Consider the following 20,408-nt stretch of genomic DNA (forward strand, 5'->3'; position numbering starts at 1 on the left):
AGGAATCAGAGAAATGTCGATCTACCTCAACAAGGACTCCAAGGTCATCGTCCAGGGCATCACCGGCGGCGAGGGCACCAAGCACACCGCGCTCATGCTGAAGGCGGGCACGAACATCGTCGGCGGCGTCAACGCGCGCAAGGCCGGCACGACCGTCACCCACGAGAAGCCGCACGAGGGCGAGGTCGACCTCCCCGTGTTCGGCACGGTCGCCGAGGCCATCGAGAAGACCGGGGCGGACGTCTCGGTCGCGTTCGTCCCGCCGAAGTTCGCCAAGGACGCCATGATCGAGGCCATCGACGCCGAGATCCCGCTGCTGGTCGTCATCACCGAGGGCATCCCGGTGGGCGACAGCGCCGAGGCGTGGGCGTACGCGAAGTCCAAGGGCAACAAGACCCGCATCATCGGCCCGAACTGCCCCGGCATCATCACGCCCGGCGAGGCGCTCGCCGGGATCACCCCGGCCAACATCACGGGCACCGGACCGATCGGCCTGGTGTCGAAGTCGGGCACGCTGACGTACCAGATGATGTTCGAGCTCAAGGACATCGGCTTCTCCACGGCCATCGGCATCGGCGGAGACCCGGTCATCGGCACGACGCACATCGATGCGCTCGCCGCGTTCGAGGCCGACCCCGACACCAAGGCGATCGTGATGATCGGCGAGATCGGCGGCGACGCCGAGGAGCGCGCTGCGGAGTACATCAAGGCCAACGTCACCAAGCCCGTCGTGGGTTACGTGGCCGGCTTCACGGCTCCGGAGGGCAAGACCATGGGCCACGCCGGTGCCATCGTCTCCGGCTCCGCCGGCACCGCGCAGGCGAAGAAGGAGGCCCTTGAGGCCGCCGGGGTCAAGGTCGGCAAGACGCCGAGTGAGACCGCCGCTCTGATGCGCGAGATCATCGAGTCGCTCTGACGCGCTAAGCCGTAGACGAAGGCCCGGGCTCCACCCCGGGCCTTCGTCATGTCCGGGGACATCGCGCGTGCCGCCGGCGGGTTCAGCGGATGCCGTCGAGCAGGATGTCCAAGGCCTCGTGCGCCTGCGCGCGGGCGGCGGCGTCCTGATGGTTCCTGGTGAGCAGGAGCGCGAGTTCGTTCATGGCCCCGGACAGCGCAGCGGTCATGGCGTCGATCAGCTCGGGGGCGATCCCCGCCTCGGCGAGGCCCGCGCGCAACTCCGTCTCGGGTCCCGCAGCATCCATACGACGCCAGTCCTCCCAGGTCAGCACCGCCGGTCCGTCGACCAGCAGGATGCGCGCCGCGGCGCCCTGCGTGATGGCATCGAGGAAGGCATGACTGCCCTCGCGCAACGCGTCCTGCGGGCGCGAACGCTCGGTACGCGTCGCGATCGCCTCGGCGACCGTCTGCTGCTGTGCGGTCGCGACGGCGGTGAACAGGCCGCGTTTCGAGGCGTAGTGGTGATAGACCGCGCCGCGGGTGACTCCGGCGGAGCGGGCGATGTCGTCGACGGACGCCGCCGCGAACCCGTGCTCGGCGAAGTGATCGGCGGCCACGGCGAGGATGCGACGCGCCGTCTCGGCGGCCTCGGCGGCGCTGGCTCTGGGCATGGACTTCCCTTACGTGCAGTGTGTATGTATTCTAAACCGAGGAAATACAAACAGCGTGTATGTAAAGGAGGATGACATGGAAGTCACGAGCTTCTACCCGGTCCTGATGGTCGACGACGTTCCTGCGAGTGCGCGGTTCTACCGCGAGGTCCTCGGCTTCGAGACGGCGTTCGAGACGAACTGGTACGTGAGTCTGCGTTTCGCCGGGGGAGAGCTGGCCGTGCTCGATCGCTCGCATGAGACGATCCCGGACGGATTCCGCGAGCCCGTGCGCGGGCTGCTGCTCAACGTGGAAGTCGAGGATGCCGCGGCCGAGCATGCGCGGATGGTGGGGGAGCTGGGCCTGAGCGAGCGGCTCCCGCTGCGGGATGAGGCCTTCGGCCAGCGCCACTTCATCGTCGAGGCACCCGGGGGCGTGCTGCTCGACGTCATCGAGCCGATCGAGCCGTCGCCGGAGTTCGCCGCCGCCTATGCGGCCGACTGAACGCGCGGGAACGACGGAGGGTCGGATGCCGGGGCATCCGACCCTCCGTCGTGTCCGAGGTCAGGCGACGCCGAAGGCCGCCTCGATCGGGCCGCGGGCGAAGAACAGCACGAAGCCGACGCCGACGATCCACAGCAGCGGGTGGATCGTCCTCGCCCGGCCGGACAGGGCGTTGACGACGATCCAGCTGACGAAGCCCGCACCGATTCCGTTGGCGATCGAGTACGTCATCGGCATGACCGTGACGGTCAGGAACACCGGCAGCAGCACGCGGAAGTCGCTGAAGTCGATGTTCTTGATCTGCGACAGCATCATGGCCCCGACGAGAACCAGTGCGGCGCCGGCGATCGCGCCGGGGACGAGCGAGGTCAGCGGCGTGAAGAACATCGCCAGCAGGAACAGTCCGCCCGTGATGACGGTCGCGAAGCCGGTGCGCGCGCCCTCGCCGATGCCGGCGCCGGACTCGACGAACACCGTGGCCGAGGAGGACGAGGTCCCGCCTCCCACGATGGCTCCGACGCCCTCGACGACCAGGGCCGACTTGATCCGCGGGAAGTCGCCCTTCGCGTCGGCGAGATCCGCCTCCTTGGCGAGCCCCGTCATGGTGCCCATGGCGTCGAAGAAGTTCGAGAAGACGAGGGTGAAGACGAACATCACGAGCGCGACGAAGCTGACCTTGCCGAGATCGAAGGAGAAGTCCACCGCGCCGATCAGACTGAGATCCGGCAGGGACACGATGCCGCCGGAGAAGTCGAAGCCGAGGCCCTCCACCTTCCAGATGAGGTTGATGAGCGCGCCGATCACGGTGCCGCCGACGAGGGCGATGAGGATCGCGCCCTTGACGCGCAGGGCGATGAGCACGCCGCCCAGCAGCAGCGTGATGACGAAGAGTAGGGTCGGCACGCTCGCCACGGAGCCGCCGATGCCGAGGTCGACGGGAGGAGACGCGTTGCCCGTCGCCGTCACGAAGCCGGCGTTCACGAACCCGATGAACGCGATGAACAGGCCGATGCCGACCGTGATCGCGAGCTTCAGCTGCACGGGCACGGCGTCGAAGATCATCTTCCGCAGCCCGGTGGCCGCGAGCAGCACGATGACGATTCCGTTGATCATGACGAGGGCCATGGCCTCGGCCCATGTGACCGATCCGACCACCGTGAACGCGACGAACGCGTTGATGCCGAGGCCTGCGGCGAACGCGAAGGGCAGGCGCGTGATGACGCCGAACAGCACGGTCATGACGCCGGCTGTCAGCGCGGTGGCGGCGGCGACCGCGGGTCCCGGCAGCGTGTCGCCGGCGACGTCCGGCGTGGACAGGATGATCGGGTTGAGGATCACGATGTACGCCATCGTCACGAAGGTGACCAGGCCCCCTCGGATCTCGGTGCCGATCGTGGATCCGCGGCGGGTGATCTCGAAGAACCGGTCGAGTGCGTTCTTCGGCTCCGCTGTCTGTTCGGGCGCGGGAGCAGGGGCAGTTGTCATCGGGGGAACCTCCGCAGAAACGTTATCGTGTGGCGGGCATCGCGCGCGCCCCCGGAGGACTGTCGGGAACTCGTCGTAGTCTCGTTGAGTCATGCAACGCCTCCTCGTCGCGCTCCTCGCCGCCGTCGATGCCGCCATCGCGGCCGCCGTGGGGCTGACGGTGCTGCTCGCGCCGCTGACGCTGCTGTGGACGTTCGCGTTCGGCGTCGCGGCGGACTGGGGCGCGCTGTGGCCGGCCACCGGCGTGCTGTGGCAGTTCGGGCACGCGGTGCCTCTCGACATCCTGCTGTCGGACGACGTGCGCGTCGCCGTCGGGATCCCGCAGGAGGCCGCGGCCTTCACTCTCTCCGTGACGCCGTTGGCGTTCCTGCTCTTCACGCTGCTGTTCGCCGCACGCTCCGGGCGCCGTGCGGCACGGTCGGGCGCCTGGGCGACCGGTGTGCTCGCGGGGACGCTCGCCTTCGGCGCCATCGCGGCCGGTGTCGTTCTCAGCTCGCACATCGCCGGAGTGACCACCTCTCCGGTGCTCGGCATCGTGCTGCCGACGGCCGTGTACCTCGCCGGCGCCGCGGGCGGAGCCGTCGTCGAGGCGTGGCGCGAAGGTGACGACGGGCTCGTCGATCGTGTCCACGACCTCCTCGACGACCGCGGTGACCACGGTGCCGTCGTCGCGGAGACCGTGCGGGGCACCGCTGTCGTGGTGGTGGCGCTCACGGCCGCGGGCGCTCTCGGCGTGGCCCTCATGGTGCTGCTGCGCGGCAGCGAGGTCGTCACGCTGTTCGAGGCGGCCCGTGTGGACGCGCTCGGTGCCACCGTCATCACGCTGGGCCAGCTCGCCTATCTTCCGACGATCGTGGTGTGGGCGGTGTCGTGGCTCGCCGGACCCGGGTTCGCCGTCGGGGTCGGCACCGCGGTGTCCCCGGCGGGCACGCAGCTCGGCGTCCTCCCCGGCATCCCGATGCTGGGGCTGATCCCCGAGAACGGATCCATCTGGATGCTCATCGTCGTGCTGGTCCCGGTGGCGGCCGGAGCGGTGGCCGGGTGGATGGTCCGGTCGCGCCTCGTGTGGGAGCAGACCGCGGTGAACTGGAGGCCCCGCGCCGTCATCGCCCTCGGGATCGCCGCGCTGTCGGCGTCCGTCGCGGCTCTCGCGGGGTGGGCCGCATCGGGGTCTCTCGGTCCCGGACGGCTCGCCGAAGCAGGGCCTCACCCCGGCCTTTTCGCACTCGCGATCGGCGTGGAGGTCCTCGTCGGCGCCGGCATCCTGCTGCTGTCCCCGCGCAACCGCGACGAGCTGGCGGAGGAGCGCACCGATCGCTGGACCGCGCAGATGGGGATGTCGCCGGTCGAGGTCGACGCCCCGATCGCCGCCCCTCACGCGGCGGGCGCGGTCCCGGGAGACGACGACGAGACGGCGCCGATCGAGGGATCCGACTTCTTCCGCGATCGTCACGGCGATTCGGGCGACTCCGGCCGCCGGTAGACTGGCCGGGTGCTCACGGTCGCCGTCCTCATCTCGGGTGCGGGCTCCAATCTCGCTGCCCTCCTCGAAGCCGCTCGTCACCCCGATTTCCCCGCTCGGATCGTCGTGGTCGGCGCGGACCGCGAAGCCGACGGACTCGCGCACGCCGAGGCGTTCGGCATCCCGAGCTTCACGGTGCCGTTCCGCGCGCACCCCGACCGCGAGAGCTGGGGCGAGGAGTTGGGCCGCCAGCTCGAGGTCTGGTCCCCGGACCTCATCGTGCTCTCCGGCCTCATGCGCCTGCTGCCGGCGTCTCTCGTCGCCCGCTACGCCCCGCACATCATCAACACCCACCCGGCGTATCTGCCCGAGTTCCCGGGTGCGCACGGCGTGCGCGACGCCCTCGCTGCCGGAGTCACCGAAACAGGGGCGAGCGTCATCGTCGTCGACGACGGCGTGGACTCAGGGCCGATCCTCGCGCAGGAGCGCGTCCCCGTACACCCCGGTGACGACGAGCACTCCCTGCACGAGCGCATCAAGCCCGTCGAACGACGGCTGCTGATCGACGTCGTCCGCGGCATCGCCACCGGCTCGATCGACCTGACCACCGCAACCTGAACACCCGAACGCCCCGACGCACGAAGGAGCCCTCCATGGCCGGCCCCCGCCACGACCCCTCTCTCTACCGCGACCGCGACATCGTCCCGATCCGGCGCGCGCTGGTGTCGGTGAGCGACAAGACCGACCTGCTCATGCTCGCCGAGGCCCTCGCCGGCGCCGGGGTCGAGATCGTGTCCACCGGCTCGACCGCGGCGACCATCCGGGATGCCGGGTACGAGGTCACCGACGTCGCCGCCGTCACCGGGGTCGACGAGATGCTCGACGGTCGCGTCAAGACCCTCCACCCCAGCATCCACGGCGGCCTGCTCGCCGATCTGCGCCTGGCCGACCACGAGCGCCAGCTCGCGGAGCTGGAGATCGCGCCGTTCGAGCTCGTCGTGGTGAACCTGTACCCGTTCGTCGAGACCGTCGCCTCCGGCGCGGTCGGCGACGACGTCGTCGAGCAGATCGACATCGGCGGTCCCGCGATGGTGCGGGCCTCCGCGAAGAACCACGCGAACGTCGCGATCGTCGTCTCGCCCGAGTCGTACCCCGCGATCATCGAGGCGGTGGCGGCGGGCGGCACGACGCACTCGCAGCGCCGGGAGCTCGCCGCCAGGGCGTTCGCGCACACCGCCGCATACGACACCGCCGTCGCCGCCTGGTTCGCCGAGGGGACGCTCTCGGACGGCGGAGAGCTGCCCGCGCACCTGACGATCAAGGCCGAGCGCCTCGCCACGCTGCGCTATGGCGAGAACTCGCACCAGCGCGGCGCCATCTACACGCGCGTCGGCGGTCACGGGATCGCCCAGGCCGTGCAGCTGCAGGGCAAGGAGATGTCGTACAACAACTACGTGGACGCGGATGCCGCGCTGCGTGCCGCGTTCGACATGGTGCTGCCTGCCGTCGCGATCGTGAAGCACGCGAACCCGTGCGGCATCGCGACCACGGCGCCCAACGCCCTCGACCCGATCGCCAGCGCGCACCTGCGCGCCCACGAATGCGATCCGGTGTCGGCGTACGGCGGCGTGATCGCCGCCAACGGCACTGTGACGCTGAAGATGGCCGAGAACCTCAAGGACATCTTCACCGAGGTCATCGTCGCCCCGGCCTTCGAGCCCGCGGCGCTGGAGGTGTTCAAGTCCAAGAAGAACCTGCGTCTGCTGCAGCTGCCGGCCGACTGGCGCCAGGAGCAGATGGACGTGCGCCTCGTCTCCGGCGGCCTGCTGCTGCAGGACGCCGACCGCTTCCCGGACGACATCGAGTCCGTCGCGAAGGACTGGGAGCTCGTCTCGGGCGAGCGTCCGGCCGAGGAGGAGATGCAGAACCTCATCTTCGCGTGGAAGGCGTGCCGCGCGGTGAAGTCGAACGCGATCGTGCTGGCCAAGGGCAACGCGACGGTCGGCATCGGCATGGGGCAGGTCAACCGGGTCGACTCGTGCCGTCTCGCGGTCGAGCGCGCAGGAGACCGGGCGGCCGGTTCGGTCGCGGCATCGGACGCCTTCTTCCCCTTCGCCGACGGGCCGCAGGTGCTCCTCGACGCCGGAATCACGACGATCATCCAGCCGGGCGGCTCGGTGCGCGATGACGAGGTCGTCGCCGCGGCGAAGGCCGCGGGCGCCACGATGTTCTTCACCGGCGAGCGTCACTTCTTCCACTGATCCTCACGCCCGGGCTCAGCGCATCGCTTCGCGTCGGTCTGAGCCCGGGAGCGCGGCGGAGAGACGCAGCGGGACGGAACCGTGATGTCCGATTTCCGCGCGCCCGCGGCATCCGGACATGTCAGAGTGGAGGCATGAGCCTCCCCGTGATGACCTTCGACGAGCGGTACCGCGCGATCGACGCGCGCGACGTCCGCTTCGACGGCCAGTTCGTCACCGCCGTCCGCTCCACGGGGATCTACTGCCGCCCGAGCTGCCCTGCACGGACGCCGAAGCGCGAGAACGTCACGTTCTATCCGACCAGCGCCGCCGCCCACGAAGCGGGGTACCGCGCCTGCAAGCGCTGCCTGCCCGAGGCGGCACCCGGATCGCCTCAGTGGAACCTCCGCGGGGACGCGGCGGCCCGCGCGATGCGGCTGATCGCCGATGGAGTCGTCGAACGCGAGGGAGTGACGGGCCTGGCAGCCCGACTGGGCTACTCCAGCAGGCACCTGAACCGGATGCTCACGGCCGAGCTCGGTGCGGGGCCGCTCGCCCTCGCGCGAGCGCACCGTGCGCACACGGCGCGCATGCTCCTCGTGGGCACCGACCTGCCCATCGCCGACGTCGCGTTCTCGGCCGGCTTCGCCAGCATCCGGCAGGCGGGAGACACGATCCGCGAGGTGTTCGGCCTGACGCCGACCGAGCTGCGCGCGCGTCGTCACCGCGCCGGGCTCACGGCTCCCGGCGAGATCGATCTGCTGCTGCCGCATCGCGAACCGCTGGAGGCCGCCGGAGTGTTCGCCTGGATGGCGGCTCGAGCTCTGCCCGGCGTCGAGCGCGGGAGCGCCGAGGCGTTCGCGCGGCACCTGCGCATGGCCGGCGGACCGGCGTGGTTCGAGGTCCGCGCGGAGCGGGGGCGGTTGCGCCTGCGCGCTCGCGTCACGCAGCTCGGTGATCTGGCCCCGCTCGTCGCGACCGCACGCAGGCTGTTCGACCTCGACGCCGACCCTGTCGCGGTGGATGCCGCGCTGGCCGCGCATCCCGAGCTCCGGGACGCCGTGGCGCGGACTCCCGGCATCCGTGTCCCGGGTGCCGCCGACCCGCACGAGATGCTCATCCGCGCGATGGTGGGGCAGCAGATCACGGTGGCGGCCGCGCGGACCGCGCTCACGGGTCTGGCCGAGGCGCTGGGAGAGCGCGTCGACGACGGACTGCTCTTCCCGACCATGGCGACGATCGCCGAGCGCGGCGCCGAGGTGCTGCGCGGGCCGGCGGCTCGCATCCGGGCCCTCACCGGTGCCGCGGCGGCGCTCACGGACGGATCGCTGCGGCTGACGGTCGGCGACGATTCGCGCGACCAGCGGGCCGCGCTGCTCGCGATGCCCGGAATCGGACCGTGGACCGCCGACTACGTGCGCATGCGCGTGCTCGGAGACCCCGACATCCAGCTGCCCGGCGACGTCGCCGTGCGCGCCGGGGCGGCAGCCCTGGGCATCCCGTCGGATCCGCCGGGGCTGACGGCCTGGGCCGCACGCACGGCGCCGTGGCGCAGCTACCTCACCGCCCACCTGTGGCGGGCCGCCCCCGTGCGCCCGTCCCGCACGAAGGAGAAGCCATGACCGCCACCATCCAGACCATCGACACCCCGGACGGCGCCTTCACGATCCTCGCCGACGAGCGCCAGCGCGTGCTGGCCTCGGGATGGACGGACGAACCGGTGCGGATCCTCGGTCGTCTGTCGGCGAAGACCCGTCCGGTCGCCGTCCGGGAGGGGGAGACGGACGCCGCGGCCGCCGCCCTGGCCTATTACGGCGGCGACGTGACCGCGATCGACGAGGTCGCCGTCGCTCAGCACGGGACCGAGATGCAGTTGCGCGGCTGGGCCGCGCTGCGGAGGATCGCGGCCGGTGAGCCGCTGACCTACACGGGATTCGCGACCGCCCTCGGTCAGCCGAGCGCGGTGCGTGCTGCGGCGTCGATCTGCGCGCGCAACGCCCCGGCGCTGTTCGTGCCCTGTCACCGCGTGCTGCGCACGGACGGCTCGCTCGGCGGCTTCGCGTGGGGCCTGGGTGTGAAGGAGTCGCTGCTCGGGCGCGAGTCGCGCTGATCACGCCTGAGACGATTCATTCACTCGAAACGACCTGTTGCACTCAGGAGGTTCACAGGCATAGGCTGGAGGGCTGTCGCGCCGACCGGGCGACGACGCCGAAACCGAGGAGGACACCATGATCTCGATCGCCGTCGCACAGGTCTTCACTCCGGGTGTCCGCGTGGCGCACAGCCGCGGGTAGATTCCACCCCCGCCCTCACGTCTTCCCCGTCGTCCGCATCGGACGACGGCCTTCGCCTCCCTTCTCGCCTCGTCACTTCTGAGAGTCATGTCTGCCACGCCTACGCACATCCCTCCCTCATCCGCCTCCCTCTCCACTCCGGCCGCCCTGTGGCGGCTGAAGCCCTTCGTCCGCCCGATCATCTGGCGCCTGGTCGGCGGGGCGGGCAGCGCGCTCGCCGCGGCCATCCTCGCCCTGATGATCCCGATGGTGCTCGAGCAGATCGTGCGCGGTCTCGGTGCCGAGACCGTGAACATCGGCCTGATCGTCGGCGGCGCCGCCGTCGTGCTCCTCCTCGGACTCGGCGAGGCCGCCATGGTGTGGCTGCGCCGCTGGTTCGTGCTGACTCCGGCCACCGAGGTCGAGTTCCGCATGCGCAGCGAGATCTACGCGCGCCTGCAGACTCTGCCGGTCGCATTCCACGACCGCTGGCAGTCCGGTCAGCTGCTGAGCCGGATGATGCAGGACATCGGGCTCATCCGGCGCTGGATCGCGTTCGGTCTCATCCTGCTCGTCGTCAACGTCCTGACGATCATCATCGGCTCGGTGCTGCTGTTCCAGTGGCACTGGATGCTGGGGACGATCTTCCTCGTCACCGGCATCCCGATGTGGATCCAGGGATTCCTCTTCGAGAAGCGCTACGGCGCGCTCGCGCGGCAGAGCCAGGACCAGGCCGGCGACCTCGCGACCAGCGTCGAGGAGAGCGTGCACGGCATCCGCGTGCTGAAGGCGTTCGGCCGCGGCAAGCACGCCCTCAGCCGATTCAGCCGTCAGGCCGAGACGCTGCGCGAGACCGAGCTCAGCAAGGCCCGCGCAGTCGGCACGATCTGGTTCTGGCTCGATCTCATGCCCCAGATCGCCTTCGGCCTCAGCCTCATCACGGGGATCTGGCTGATCTGGCAGGGCGCGATCGAGCTGCCGGAGATGTTCGCGTTCTTCGCCATGGCGACCGTGCTGCGCTGGCCCATCGAGTCGATCGGCTTCCTGTTCTCGTTCATGCTGGACGCGAGGACCGCGACCGACCGCGTGTTCGACATCTTCACCGAGACGAACTCGATCACCGACCCGGAGAACCCTGTGCACATCGCCGAGCCGCGCGGAGAGCTCGCTTTCGAGAACGCGCACTTCCGGTATCAGGACGCCGGGGCTTCGGAGCGGGACCTGCTGGACGGGATCGACCTCGTGCTGCGCCCCGGAGAGACCATGGCGCTCGTCGGGCTCACCGGCTCGGGCAAGACGACGCTCACGACGCTGCCGGCGCGCCTGTACGACGTGACCGGCGGACGCGTCACGCTCGACGGCGTCGACGTGCGCGACCTGCCGCTGGCCGAGCTGCGCACGCACATCGCCATGGCCTTCGAAGACGCCACGCTGTTCTCGGCGTCCGTGCGGGAGAACGTGCTGCTGGGACGCGCGGACCTCGATCCGCACAGCGAGGAGGGCGAACGCGTCATGCGCCAGGCCCTCGAGGTCGCCCAGGCCGGGTTCGTCGACACCCTCCCGGAGGGCACCGAGACGATCATCGGCGAGGAGGGCCTGAGCCTGTCCGGCGGGCAGCGGCAGCGGCTGGCGCTCGCACGCGCCGTCGCCGCAGCGCCCAAGGTGCTCGTGCTGGACGACCCGCTGTCGGCCCTCGACGTCGACACGGAGGCGCTCGTCGAGGAGGCGCTGCGTCACGTGCTGGCCGAGACCACGGCCCTGATCGTCGCGCACCGGCCCTCGACCGTCGCGCTCGCCGACCGCGTGGCGCTGCTGGAATCCGGCCGCGTCACCGCGGTGGGCACGCACGCCGAACTCCTGAAGACGAGTTCGCATTACCGTCACGTGATCTCGAGCCTGGAGGCCGAGGAGGCGGCCAGGACCGGGACGATCCCCATCATCACGGACGAGATGCTCGCGGCGGAGGCCCCCGCCACGAAAGCCCAGGCCGCCGAGGACGAGGAGGTGCAGGCATGACTCTCACGGGAACCCAGGACGAGGACCGCTCTCAGTACACCCGCGAGGAGAGCCGCGCCATCCGGCGGCGCTCGCTGCGTCTGCTCGGATCGCTCATCACGCCGCTGCGGGCGCAGATCACGCTCGCCGCGATCGTGCTCGTCGTCTCGACGGCGCTGCAGGTGTCCGGCCCCATCCTCATCGGCCTCGCCCTCGACAACGCCCTGCCGGTGCTGCTCGAGCAGGCCGACTGGATGCCGGCGCTGATGGTGACGGGCGTCTACCTGCTCGCCGGGGCGACGGCTGCGGCGCTGATCGGCTGGTACGTCGTGGTCGCCGCGCGCATCACCCAGGCAGTGCTGCTGGATCTGCGCAAGCGCATCTTCCTGCACACCCAGCGACTCAGCCTCGAGTTCCACGAGTCGTACACGTCCGGCCGTATCATCTCGCGCCAGACCAGCGACCTGGACTCGATCAGGGAGCTGCTGGACGGCGGACTCAACAACCTGGTCTCCGGCGTGCTGTTCGGCGTCTTCACGTTCATCGCGCTCGTGATCGCCGACTGGCAGTCCGGCCTCATCCTGCTGGTCGCGGGCGTCCCGCTCGCGTTCCTGATGCGGTGGTTCTACTCGCGCTCGCAGCTGGTGTACCGCGAGTCGCGCGTCATCAGCGCGAAGGTGATCGTGCAGTTCGTGGAGACGATGACCGGCATCCGTGCCGTGAAGTCCTTCCGCAAGGAGCCGCGCAACGACAAGACGTTCCGCAAGCTCGCCGGTGACTACCGCGACGTGAACCGCCGGTCCATGGTCCTGTTCGGCACGTTCGAGCCGGGACTGATGGCGGTCGCCGCACTCACCACCACGTTCGTCGTGCTCTGGGGAGGGTTCCGGGTCTCCACCGGCGCCCTGGGCGTCGGCGTGCTGCTGAGTGCCGTGCTGTACGTGCGCAACTTCTTCGCGCCCATGCAGGAGATCGCGATGTTCTTGAACTCCTACCAGTCGGCGACGGCCGCCCTGGAGAAGGTGTCCGGTGTCCTGGAGGAGGTCCCGACGGTACCCGATCCGGCCAAGCCCGTGGACCTGTGGGAATCGCGCGGGCACGTCTTCTTCGACGAGGTCACGTTCGGGTACAACGGCGACAAGACGATCCTGCCGAACTTCTCCCTCGACATCCCGGCGGGGCAGACGATCGCCCTGGTCGGGACGACGGGCGCGGGCAAGTCCACGCTCGCGAAACTGATCTCGCGGTTCTACGATCCGTCCGAGGGGCGGGTCACGCTGGACGACGTGGATCTGCGCTCGCTGCACCCGAAGGACCTGCGTCGTGCGATCGTCATGGTGACCCAGGAGGCGTACCTGTTCAGCGGAACCGTCGCCGACAACATCGCCCTCGGAAAGCCCGACGCGACGCTGGACGAGATCCGTGCGGCGGCGAAGGCGGTCGGTGCGGACGAGTTCATCTCCTCGCTGCCGGACGGCTACAACACCGACGTCAACAAGCGCGGCGGTCGCGTGTCGGCCGGACAGCGCCAGCTGATCTCGTTCGCGCGCGCGTTCCTCGCCGATCCTGCGGTGCTGATCCTCGACGAGGCGACGGCCTCGCTCGACATCCCGTCGGAGCGCCTGATCCAGGATGCCCTGCAGACGCTGCTCGCCGACCGGACCGCGATCATCATCGCGCACCGTCTGTCCACCGTCGCGATCGCCGACCGGGTGCTGGTGATGGAGCACGGCCGCATCATCGAGGACGACACCCCGGAGGCCCTCATCGGCGGCACGGGCAAGTTCGCCCAGCTGCACGCCGCCTGGCAGGAGACGCTGGTCTGATCCGAACCGGGACGGATGCCGAGGCATCCGTCCCGGTTAGCATGAAGGACATGGACCCCCTCACGCTCGCGGAGTTCTGGTGGGCGGTGCCGGCGGCTGCCGGCGCCGTGGGGGCCGGAGCGTGGGGAGCCCATCGCATGAACGCCGAACGACGGCTCGGATACGACGCCGCCAGGCTCGAGTTGCGCCAGGCCGTGGCGGACGCGACGGCGAAGCAGAACGCGGCGCGGGTCGCACGCGCCGATCTCGCCCGCATCACGGCCGAGCGGGCGGCCTCGCGGGCGAGCGCGGAGGACGTCGGCCGCGCGCGGCGCGGACTGCAGGCGGCGCAGCGCGAGGCGAAGGCGGCCGCCGCCGCGGTCAAGGCGCTGCGCACCCGGGTCGCCGCTGCCCGCGCCGAGATCCCGGCGCGGTCGGAACCCACTCCGCTGGACCGCCTGCGTGCTCAGCACGACACCGTGCTGGTGCGGTGGATGCAGTACGAGACCGATCCGGCCAGGGCGATCGCCTATCCCACCATGAGCGACGGGCACGTCCCGGCGACGGCGGCGTTCCTCGGGGCCCTCGAGAACGCACAGGCCCGTCGTCCGGCGGAAGGCAAGGTCGCCCCCGCCGAGTTCACGGAGTACCGCCTCGCGGTCGTGCGGCTGGAGCAGGCGTTCGACGACGCCGAGCGTGCGGCTCGGCTCGCGGCCGGGGAGCGGCCGACCGCCGGGCCCGGGTGGCAGGACGCGGCGCAGCAGGTGATCACGCTGTCCGCGGATGTGCTGGATCGGGCGGCGGGTGTCGCCGCATCCGCGATCGCCGCCTGGCGCGACCGATCCCGCCCCGACGGAGGTCAGGGCGCACGCTGATGCGGGACGAGCGACGGCCGTGAGCTCGTCGTCGCAGGCGCGCCGGTGAAGGCGACGGGGTCTCGGTGGGGGAGGGGATCCGAGGCCCCGCCGCCGGTCTAGGACGCGATCCGGATCTCGGCGATGACCTCGCCGTACTCCGTCTCGCCGACAGGGGAGAAGCCGACGCGGTTGAAGAACGCCTCGGGGCCGCCCTCGCCCGCCTCGTAGATGACGTCGACGTGGTCGAAGCCGCGTGCGCGGGCCTCCTCGACGAGCGCCTCGACCGCGAAGCGCCCGACTCCGCGGCCCTGGTCGTCGGCATCCACGTTGATCCGCCACAGCACGGAGCGGAAATGCTCCTCGGGGGCATCCGGGTCGAAGTTCGCGCTGACGAATCCGACCACCTCGTTGCGGTCGAGCACCACGCGCTGCCAGGAGGTCTTCGGGTTGATCACCGTGGCGGCGATCCCGTAGGAGACCGGAGCGAGGAACTGCTCCTGCCCGGGCTTCAGGGACAGGTTGTTGACCGCGACGATCGTCGCGGCCGAGAGTTCGACCACACGCAGTTCCGACATAAGCCCAGGGTAACCGCTCCCGGTGGTTCTGACACCAGAGCGCGTCTCGAATCCTCGCGATCAACGCCGCGACGAGGCCTCAGGTATCTTGGAATCGAGACAAATGACCTCGTGAACGGAGATCTCCCGGTGACCGACGACGCCATCATCTACACCTACACCGACGAGGCGCCGGCTCTGGCCACCGCCTCGCTCCTGCCCATCGTCCAGGCGTACGCCGGGAAGGCGGGGATCGAGCTCGAGACGCGCGACATCTCCCTGGCCGGCCGCATCCTGGCCGCGTTCCCGCAGCGCCTGAGCGCCGAGCAGGAGGTCTCCGACGCACTCGCCGAGCTCGGCGGGCTCGCCACCACCCCCGAGGCCAACATCATCAAGCTGCCGAACATCTCGGCATCCATCCCGCAGCTGAAGGCCGCCATCGCCGAACTGCAGGGCAAGGGCTTCGACGTCCCGGACTTCCCCGATGAGCCGTCCACGCTCGAGGAGAAGGACGTCCGTGCACGCTACGACCGCATCAAGGGGTCTGCGGTGAACCCGGTGCTGCGCGAGGGCAACAGCGACCGTCGTGCGCCGCTGGCCGTCAAGAACTACGCCAAGAAGCATCCGCACCGCAACAAGGCGTTCGCCGAAGGGTCGAAGACGCGGGTCGCCACGCTCGGTCACGACGACTTCAAGTCGAACGAGCGCAGCTGGGTCGCCCCCGGCGACGACGCGCTGACGATCCAGCACGTCGCGGAGGACGGCACCACCACGGCGCTCAAGGAGAACCTGAAGGTGCTGCCCGGAGAGATCGTGGACGCCACCTTCCTCTCCGCCGCCGCCCTGGACGCCTTCCTCGCCGAGACGCTGACCGCGGCGAAGGCCGATGACGTGCTGTACTCGGTGCACCTGAAGGCGACCATGATGAAGGTCTCCGACCCGATCATCTTCGGTCACGTCGTCAAGGCCTATTTCGCCGACGTGTTCGCTCAGCACGGCACGGCGCTCGCCGAGGCCGGCCTCAGCGCCAACGACGGGCTCGGCTCGATCCTCGCGGGTCTGGCCGACCTGCCCGGTGGCGAGGCGATCGCCGAGGACTTCTTCCGCGCCATCCAGAACGGCCCGCGGCTGTCCTACGTCAACTCGGACAAGGGGATCACGAACCTGCACGTCCCCAGCGACGTCATCGTGGACGCCTCGATGCCGGCGCTCATCCGCAACGGCGGCAAGCTGTGGGGCGCCGACGGCGGCGAGGCGGACACGATCGCCGTGATCCCGGATTCCTCCTACGCGGGCGTCTACCAGGCGACGATCGACGACGTGATCGCGAACGGTCCGCTGGACCCCGCCACGATCGGCACGGTGCCGAACGTGGGTCTCATGGCACAGGCGGCCGAGGAGTACGGCAGCCACGACAAGACGTTCGAGGTCACCGAGCCGGGGCGCATCCAGGTCGTGACCTCCGCGGGCGACGTCGTCCTGGAGCACGCTGTGCAGCCGGGGGACATCTGGCGCGCCACGCAGACGAAGGACGTCGCGATCCGCGACTGGGTGAAGCTGGCCGTGACGCGCGCCCGCGCCACGGGAGCGCCTGCCGTGTTCTGGCTGAACAAGGAGCGCTCGCACGACGCCGCGCTGATCGCGAAGGTGAACGAGTATCTGAAGGACCACGACACCGAGGGCCTGAAGATCGAGATCCTCGCCCCCGAGGACGCGACACGCTACTCGCTGGAGCGTCTGCGCCGCGGTGAGGACACCATCTCGGTGACGGGCAACGTGCTGCGCGACTACCTGACCGACCTCTTCCCGATCCTCGAGGTGGGAACGAGCGCCAAGATGCTCTCGATCGTCCCGCTCCTCGCGGGCGGCGGCCTGTTCGAGACCGGTGCCGGCGGATCCGCCCCGAAGCACGTGCAGCAGCTCGTCGCGGAGAACTATCTGCGCTGGGACTCGCTGGGCGAGTTCTTCGCGCTGGCCGCCTCGCTCGAGCACTTCGCGGAGCGCACGGGCAACGAGAAGGCGCGCGTGCTCGCCGAGACGCTGGATGCCGCGACCGGCACGTTCCTCGAGGAGGACCGTTCGCCCGGCCGCGCGCTGGGCACGATCGACAACCGCGGCAGCCACTTCTACCTCGCCCTCTACTGGGCGCAGGAGCTGGCGAAGCAGACGACGGATGCCGAGCTGGCCGCCGCGTTCGCCCCGATCGCGGATTCCCTCACGGCCCAGGAGCAGACGATCGTGGCTGAGCTGAACGCCGTGCAGGGCTCGCCCGCCGACATCGGCGGCTACTACCGTCCTGACGCTGCGAAGGTGGCGGCGGTGATGCGTCCGTCCGCGACGCTGAACGGCGTGATCGACGCCCTCTGATCCGGGCAGAGGAAAGGGCGGATGCTTCGGCATCCGCCCTTTTCCGTATCGGTGCTGTGCTCAGGTCAGTTGTGGACCCAGACCTCGACGCCGTCCGGCGCCCATTCGTAGACCCACTTGGCGGCCGAGATCGGCATGTTCACGCATCCGTGGCTCATGACGTTGCCGTAGTTGCTGTGCCAGTACGTGCCGTGGAAGGCCTGGTTGCCGTTGAAGTACGTGACCCAGGGCACGTCCTTCGTGACGTAGTCCTCGCCGACCATGTCCTGGATGCGCACGTGGGCGCGGATGGTGAAGTGACCGGTCTCGGTCTCGTGACCCGCGCGTCCAGAGGAGATGTACCAGGAGTTGACGAGCTTGTCGTTCTCGAAGAAGTACGCGCGCTGCTCGCTCAAGTCGACCTCAGCGCGGCGGACGAGTCCGGTGGTCTCGAACGGCGTCTCGGTGACCGAGAGTGCGAAGTTCGCGTTGCCCTCGGCGAGCTGAGCGGCGAAGTCGTCGGCGACCGAGGAGGTGTCTCCCACGGTGCGACCCGCCTGTCCGCCCGTCAACTCCCGAAGGACGTCCCCGCTGGAGTTGACCACGTTCGTCGCGTTGACCGGAGCGCGATCCACCGCGGCTGCCAGGCTGTCGACCGTCTTCTGGATCGCTGCCGGGTCCGCCTCGATCACGAGGGCGCCGTCGACGTTCTCGACGCTCAGCCAGGTGGCGGCGACGGTCGGCGCGACCGGCACGGTGCGCTCCTCGCCGACGTAGAAGCCGATCGTGGAGAGCATCGTGTTCAGCTCGCCCGCCGTGGCCTGGGCGTCCTCGGTGGAGATCTCGGGGAGCGCCTCGGTGGGGTCGCCGGAGAACTCCAGGTCCGACTTCCCGTCGCCGATCGCCTCGACGAAGGCGTCGGACAGCGACGCGACGTCGATGCCGGTGCCCGATTCGGCCGGCGTCACGGTGTAGGTGCCAGATGCCGCGTCGAACACGACCGTGGCGTCGGTGGCGTCGCTGAAAGAGGTCGGAACGGCGGCGCGCAGCGCGCTCTCGGCCGTCTCGGTGTCGAGCGTGATGGTCGCAGGGATGGGATCGGCGCCCCACTGCCCGACGTTCCACAGCGGGCGGTCGGCGAAGGCCTGCTCGGCCAGGGTCGTCGCATCGACGGAGGCTCCAAGGTCGGCACCCGTGACGACGACATCGCCGCCCATGCCGGTGAGCGTGATCTCAGTCTCGGCCAGACGCGCGCTGATCGTCTCGGCGGCCATGCCGGGGGTGAGTCCGCCGACCTGGATGCCCGCCACGCTGGTGCCGGGCGCGATGAGGACCATCGACGCCGCTGCGGCACCGAGAACGACGACGCCCGCGCCGATGCCGACCCACAGGCCGACGCGCTTCTTCCTGGGTGCGGGCTCACGCGGAGCCCACTCGACGGGCTGCTCGCCGGGAGGCAGCTGGCCTGTCCCGAGGGCACCGGGAAGCGTCTCCGGGACCACCTCTGTCTTGGCGGTGTCGGAGCCAGGTGCTGCAACAAGATCGGTCACGATCTCACCCCCCGTGATCGGCGTGACGCGCTTCGTCCCTCTATCGTACGGGATCACTTATCACGGAATGGCAACGGTCGGCAACTTCGCAGGGCGTCTAGGTTCGTCGGCATGAGACTCTCCGCTCTCCCCGAGGCCGCGAGCTGGAATCACCACAGCGGTCGGGTCGGATTCGAAGTCGCGTTCTTCCGCGCGGCCCAGGACGGGCATCGTCTGACCGGTCACACGACGGCGCACGAGTCGCCCGTCTGCTGGTCCGTCGGCTACGACATCCGGGTCGATCGCGCATGGAGGACGCGCGCGGTCTCGGCGATCGGGCTGTCAGTGGCGGGCGAGCGCACGGTCACAGCGGCCCGTGACGAGGAGAATCGGTGGACGGTGGACGGGGTGCGACGGCCCGACCTCGACGGATGCGTCGACGTGGATCTCGAGTCGTCAGCCGTCACCAACACGTTGCCCGTGCACCGCATCGACTTCCGCGTGGGGGTGGGCGTGGACCTGCCGGCGGTGTTCATCAGGGCCGACGACCTGCGGGTGGAACGGCTCGATCAGCGCTACACCCTGATCGATGCCTCGGCCGATCGGCCGGTGTTCCACTACGAGTCGTCGACGTTCGACGTCTCGTGCGAGCTGCAGCTCGACGGTGCGGGGCTCGTCCTGGCGTATCCCGGGATCGCCACCAGGGACGGTTGAGTGCCGCGCCCAGGCCCCGCACACACGGATGCCCCGCGGCCGAGCGGCCACGGGGCATCCGTTCGATCAGCTGGGATTCAGCCGGCGCAGAGCGTCGACAGCTCCGTGGCGGAGTCCATCAGGTCGGTCGTGAGCGTCGACATGTCGGACGCAGCAGAGGCATCCTGATCGATGAGCACGGCCGACAGCAGGTCGCCCAGCTTGGTGTACTGCTCGTGGAGAGCGGTGGCCGCTTCCTTGACCTCGGCGTTGGTCACGGAATCGGCGGCCTCGCCGATGGAGGCGACCGTCTCATTGAACGCGTCGACGGTGCCCTGCGGGTCGCTTGCGGCGGCCTCCATGTCGGACAGGCCGGACATCGACGAGCTGGCCTCGGTGAGAGCCGGGACGACGACGGCGCAGGCATCCGCGACCGACTGGTCCGTCGTGGTCTCCGCGGGCGCCTCTTCGCTGGTCGAGGAGTCGTCGGTCTCGGGCTCCGACGCGCTCGGGGATCCCGAGCAGGCGGTGAGGCCCAGGACGGCGACGGCCGCGATGGTCCAGGCAGCGATGGTGCGGTTCATGTATTCCCCCTGTGTGGACGCACCGCGATGCGGTGCTCGTTTCTCCGGTCGCGTCCAGTCAACCACAGCGCGGCACTGCTCCCCGACGGGGAGAAGTGCCCATGCGCCGCGAATCAGCCCTCGACGATGGCGATGCCGTCGATCTCGACGAGCATCTCTTCGCGGGGAAGTCCGGTGAAGACCGTCGTGCGCGAAGGGAGCACACCGCTCGGCGTGTTCGCCTCGACGAAGGCGCCGTATGCCTCGTTCATGATCGCGAAGTCCTCGCGCTTGGTGAGGTAGACGCGCAGCATGACGACGTCGTCGAACGTGGCGCCCGAGGCTTCGACGATCGCCTTGACGTTCTCGAGCGTGCGCGTGGTCTGCGCCGCGACATCCCCGGGGAAGAGGTACTCGTTCGTCGCCGGGTCCACCGGCCCCTGACCGGAGACCTGCACGAACGGGCCCTTGCGCACGCCCTGGGAGAAGGTGTGCGCGGGGGCGGGAGCGGCGTCGGTCGTGATGCGGGTCTTCGAGCTCATGGCTTCAGCCTA

Annotated in this window: 18 protein-coding genes; 12 read left to right on the top strand and 6 right to left on the bottom strand. The window is 69.9% G+C overall.

The window, feature by feature from the left end:
* Positions 1-13: 13 nt before the first annotated feature.
* Positions 14-916, top strand: a complete 903-nt coding sequence (gene sucD, locus AC3RXZ_RS07695) for a succinate--CoA ligase subunit alpha (protein WP_243230636.1) — start codon at positions 14-16, stop codon at positions 914-916.
* An 82-nt stretch (positions 917-998) separates the two neighbouring features.
* On the opposite strand, the gene AC3RXZ_RS07700 is transcribed toward sucD, so the two are convergent.
* On the bottom strand, positions 999-1,568 hold the full coding sequence (locus tag AC3RXZ_RS07700) for a TetR family transcriptional regulator (protein WP_491493640.1): 570 nt from the start codon (positions 1,566-1,568) through the stop codon (positions 999-1,001).
* Positions 1,569-1,644: 76 nt separating this feature from the next.
* On the opposite strand from AC3RXZ_RS07700, the gene AC3RXZ_RS07705 reads away from it, so the two are divergent.
* Positions 1,645-2,052 (top strand): VOC family protein, encoded by a 408-nt coding sequence (locus AC3RXZ_RS07705; protein WP_243230647.1) that lies wholly within the window; start codon positions 1,645-1,647, stop codon positions 2,050-2,052.
* 60 nt (positions 2,053-2,112) lie between these two features.
* Here AC3RXZ_RS07705 and AC3RXZ_RS07710 read toward each other — a convergent pair whose 3' ends face one another.
* Positions 2,113-3,537 (bottom strand): NCS2 family permease, encoded by a 1,425-nt coding sequence (locus AC3RXZ_RS07710; protein ID WP_243230649.1) that lies wholly within the window; start codon positions 3,535-3,537, stop codon positions 2,113-2,115.
* A gap of 91 nt (positions 3,538-3,628) precedes the next feature.
* Between AC3RXZ_RS07710 and AC3RXZ_RS07715 the strand changes: the two genes are divergently transcribed.
* From AC3RXZ_RS07715 to AC3RXZ_RS07750, 8 genes are all read left to right on the top strand, one after another.
* Entirely contained in the window at positions 3,629-5,020 is a 1,392-nt protein-coding gene (locus AC3RXZ_RS07715) for a cell division protein PerM (protein ID WP_491493641.1), read from the top strand.
* Positions 5,021-5,029: 9 nt separating this feature from the next.
* Positions 5,030-5,617 (top strand): phosphoribosylglycinamide formyltransferase, encoded by a 588-nt coding sequence (gene purN / locus AC3RXZ_RS07720; RefSeq protein WP_243230654.1) that lies wholly within the window; start codon positions 5,030-5,032, stop codon positions 5,615-5,617.
* A gap of 35 nt (positions 5,618-5,652) precedes the next feature.
* On the top strand, positions 5,653-7,260 hold the full coding sequence (gene purH / locus AC3RXZ_RS07725; protein ID WP_491493642.1) for a bifunctional phosphoribosylaminoimidazolecarboxamide formyltransferase/IMP cyclohydrolase: 1,608 nt from the start codon (positions 5,653-5,655) through the stop codon (positions 7,258-7,260).
* Between the two features lie 134 nt (positions 7,261-7,394).
* On the top strand, positions 7,395-8,861 hold the full coding sequence (locus AC3RXZ_RS07730; RefSeq protein WP_491493643.1) for an Ada metal-binding domain-containing protein: 1,467 nt from the start codon (positions 7,395-7,397) through the stop codon (positions 8,859-8,861).
* Positions 8,858-9,349 (top strand): methylated-DNA--[protein]-cysteine S-methyltransferase, encoded by a 492-nt coding sequence (locus AC3RXZ_RS07735; RefSeq protein ID WP_491493644.1) that lies wholly within the window; start codon positions 8,858-8,860, stop codon positions 9,347-9,349. Before AC3RXZ_RS07730 ends, AC3RXZ_RS07735 begins: the two co-directional genes overlap by 4 nt.
* Before the next feature lie 271 nt (positions 9,350-9,620).
* On the top strand, positions 9,621-11,528 hold the full coding sequence (locus AC3RXZ_RS07740) for an ABC transporter ATP-binding protein (protein WP_243230673.1): 1,908 nt from the start codon (positions 9,621-9,623) through the stop codon (positions 11,526-11,528).
* Complete coding sequence (locus AC3RXZ_RS07745; RefSeq protein ID WP_243230675.1) at positions 11,525-13,333, top strand: ABC transporter ATP-binding protein; 1,809 nt, start codon at positions 11,525-11,527, stop codon at positions 13,331-13,333. Before AC3RXZ_RS07740 ends, AC3RXZ_RS07745 begins: the two co-directional genes overlap by 4 nt.
* Before the next feature lie 50 nt (positions 13,334-13,383).
* Positions 13,384-14,187, top strand: a complete 804-nt coding sequence (locus AC3RXZ_RS07750) for a hypothetical protein (protein ID WP_491493645.1) — start codon at positions 13,384-13,386, stop codon at positions 14,185-14,187.
* 98 nt (positions 14,188-14,285) lie between these two features.
* On the opposite strand, the gene AC3RXZ_RS07755 is transcribed toward AC3RXZ_RS07750, so the two are convergent.
* Entirely contained in the window at positions 14,286-14,744 is a 459-nt protein-coding gene (locus AC3RXZ_RS07755) for a GNAT family N-acetyltransferase (RefSeq protein ID WP_243230678.1), read from the bottom strand.
* Between the two features lie 129 nt (positions 14,745-14,873).
* On the opposite strand from AC3RXZ_RS07755, the gene AC3RXZ_RS07760 reads away from it, so the two are divergent.
* Positions 14,874-17,090 carry an NADP-dependent isocitrate dehydrogenase gene (locus AC3RXZ_RS07760; RefSeq protein WP_491493646.1) on the top strand — a complete coding sequence of 739 codons (2,217 nt, stop codon included), beginning with the start codon at positions 14,874-14,876 and terminating at the stop codon, positions 17,088-17,090.
* Between the two features lie 65 nt (positions 17,091-17,155).
* Here the strand turns inward: AC3RXZ_RS07760 and AC3RXZ_RS07765 are convergent, their stop codons facing one another.
* Positions 17,156-18,619, bottom strand: coding sequence for a L,D-transpeptidase family protein (locus AC3RXZ_RS07765; protein WP_491493647.1), 1,464 nt, complete (start codon positions 18,617-18,619; stop codon positions 17,156-17,158).
* Positions 18,620-18,730: 111 nt separating this feature from the next.
* Here AC3RXZ_RS07765 and AC3RXZ_RS07770 point away from each other — a divergent pair, with 111 nt between their 5' ends.
* The gene (locus AC3RXZ_RS07770) at positions 18,731-19,312 is read left to right on the top strand and encodes a putative glycolipid-binding domain-containing protein (protein WP_491493648.1); all 582 of its coding nucleotides are present in this window, start codon (positions 18,731-18,733) and stop codon (positions 19,310-19,312) included.
* A 77-nt stretch (positions 19,313-19,389) separates the two neighbouring features.
* Here the strand turns inward: AC3RXZ_RS07770 and AC3RXZ_RS07775 are convergent, their stop codons facing one another.
* Both AC3RXZ_RS07775 and AC3RXZ_RS07780 read right to left on the bottom strand, forming a co-directional pair.
* Positions 19,390-19,875 carry a hypothetical protein gene (locus tag AC3RXZ_RS07775; protein WP_491493649.1) on the bottom strand — a complete coding sequence of 162 codons (486 nt, stop codon included), beginning with the start codon at positions 19,873-19,875 and terminating at the stop codon, positions 19,390-19,392.
* A 113-nt stretch (positions 19,876-19,988) separates the two neighbouring features.
* The gene (locus tag AC3RXZ_RS07780; RefSeq protein ID WP_243230691.1) at positions 19,989-20,396 is read right to left on the bottom strand and encodes a RidA family protein; all 408 of its coding nucleotides are present in this window, start codon (positions 20,394-20,396) and stop codon (positions 19,989-19,991) included.
* Positions 20,397-20,408: the final 12 nt, after the last annotated feature.

The organism is Microbacterium cucumeris (assembly GCF_058349845.2).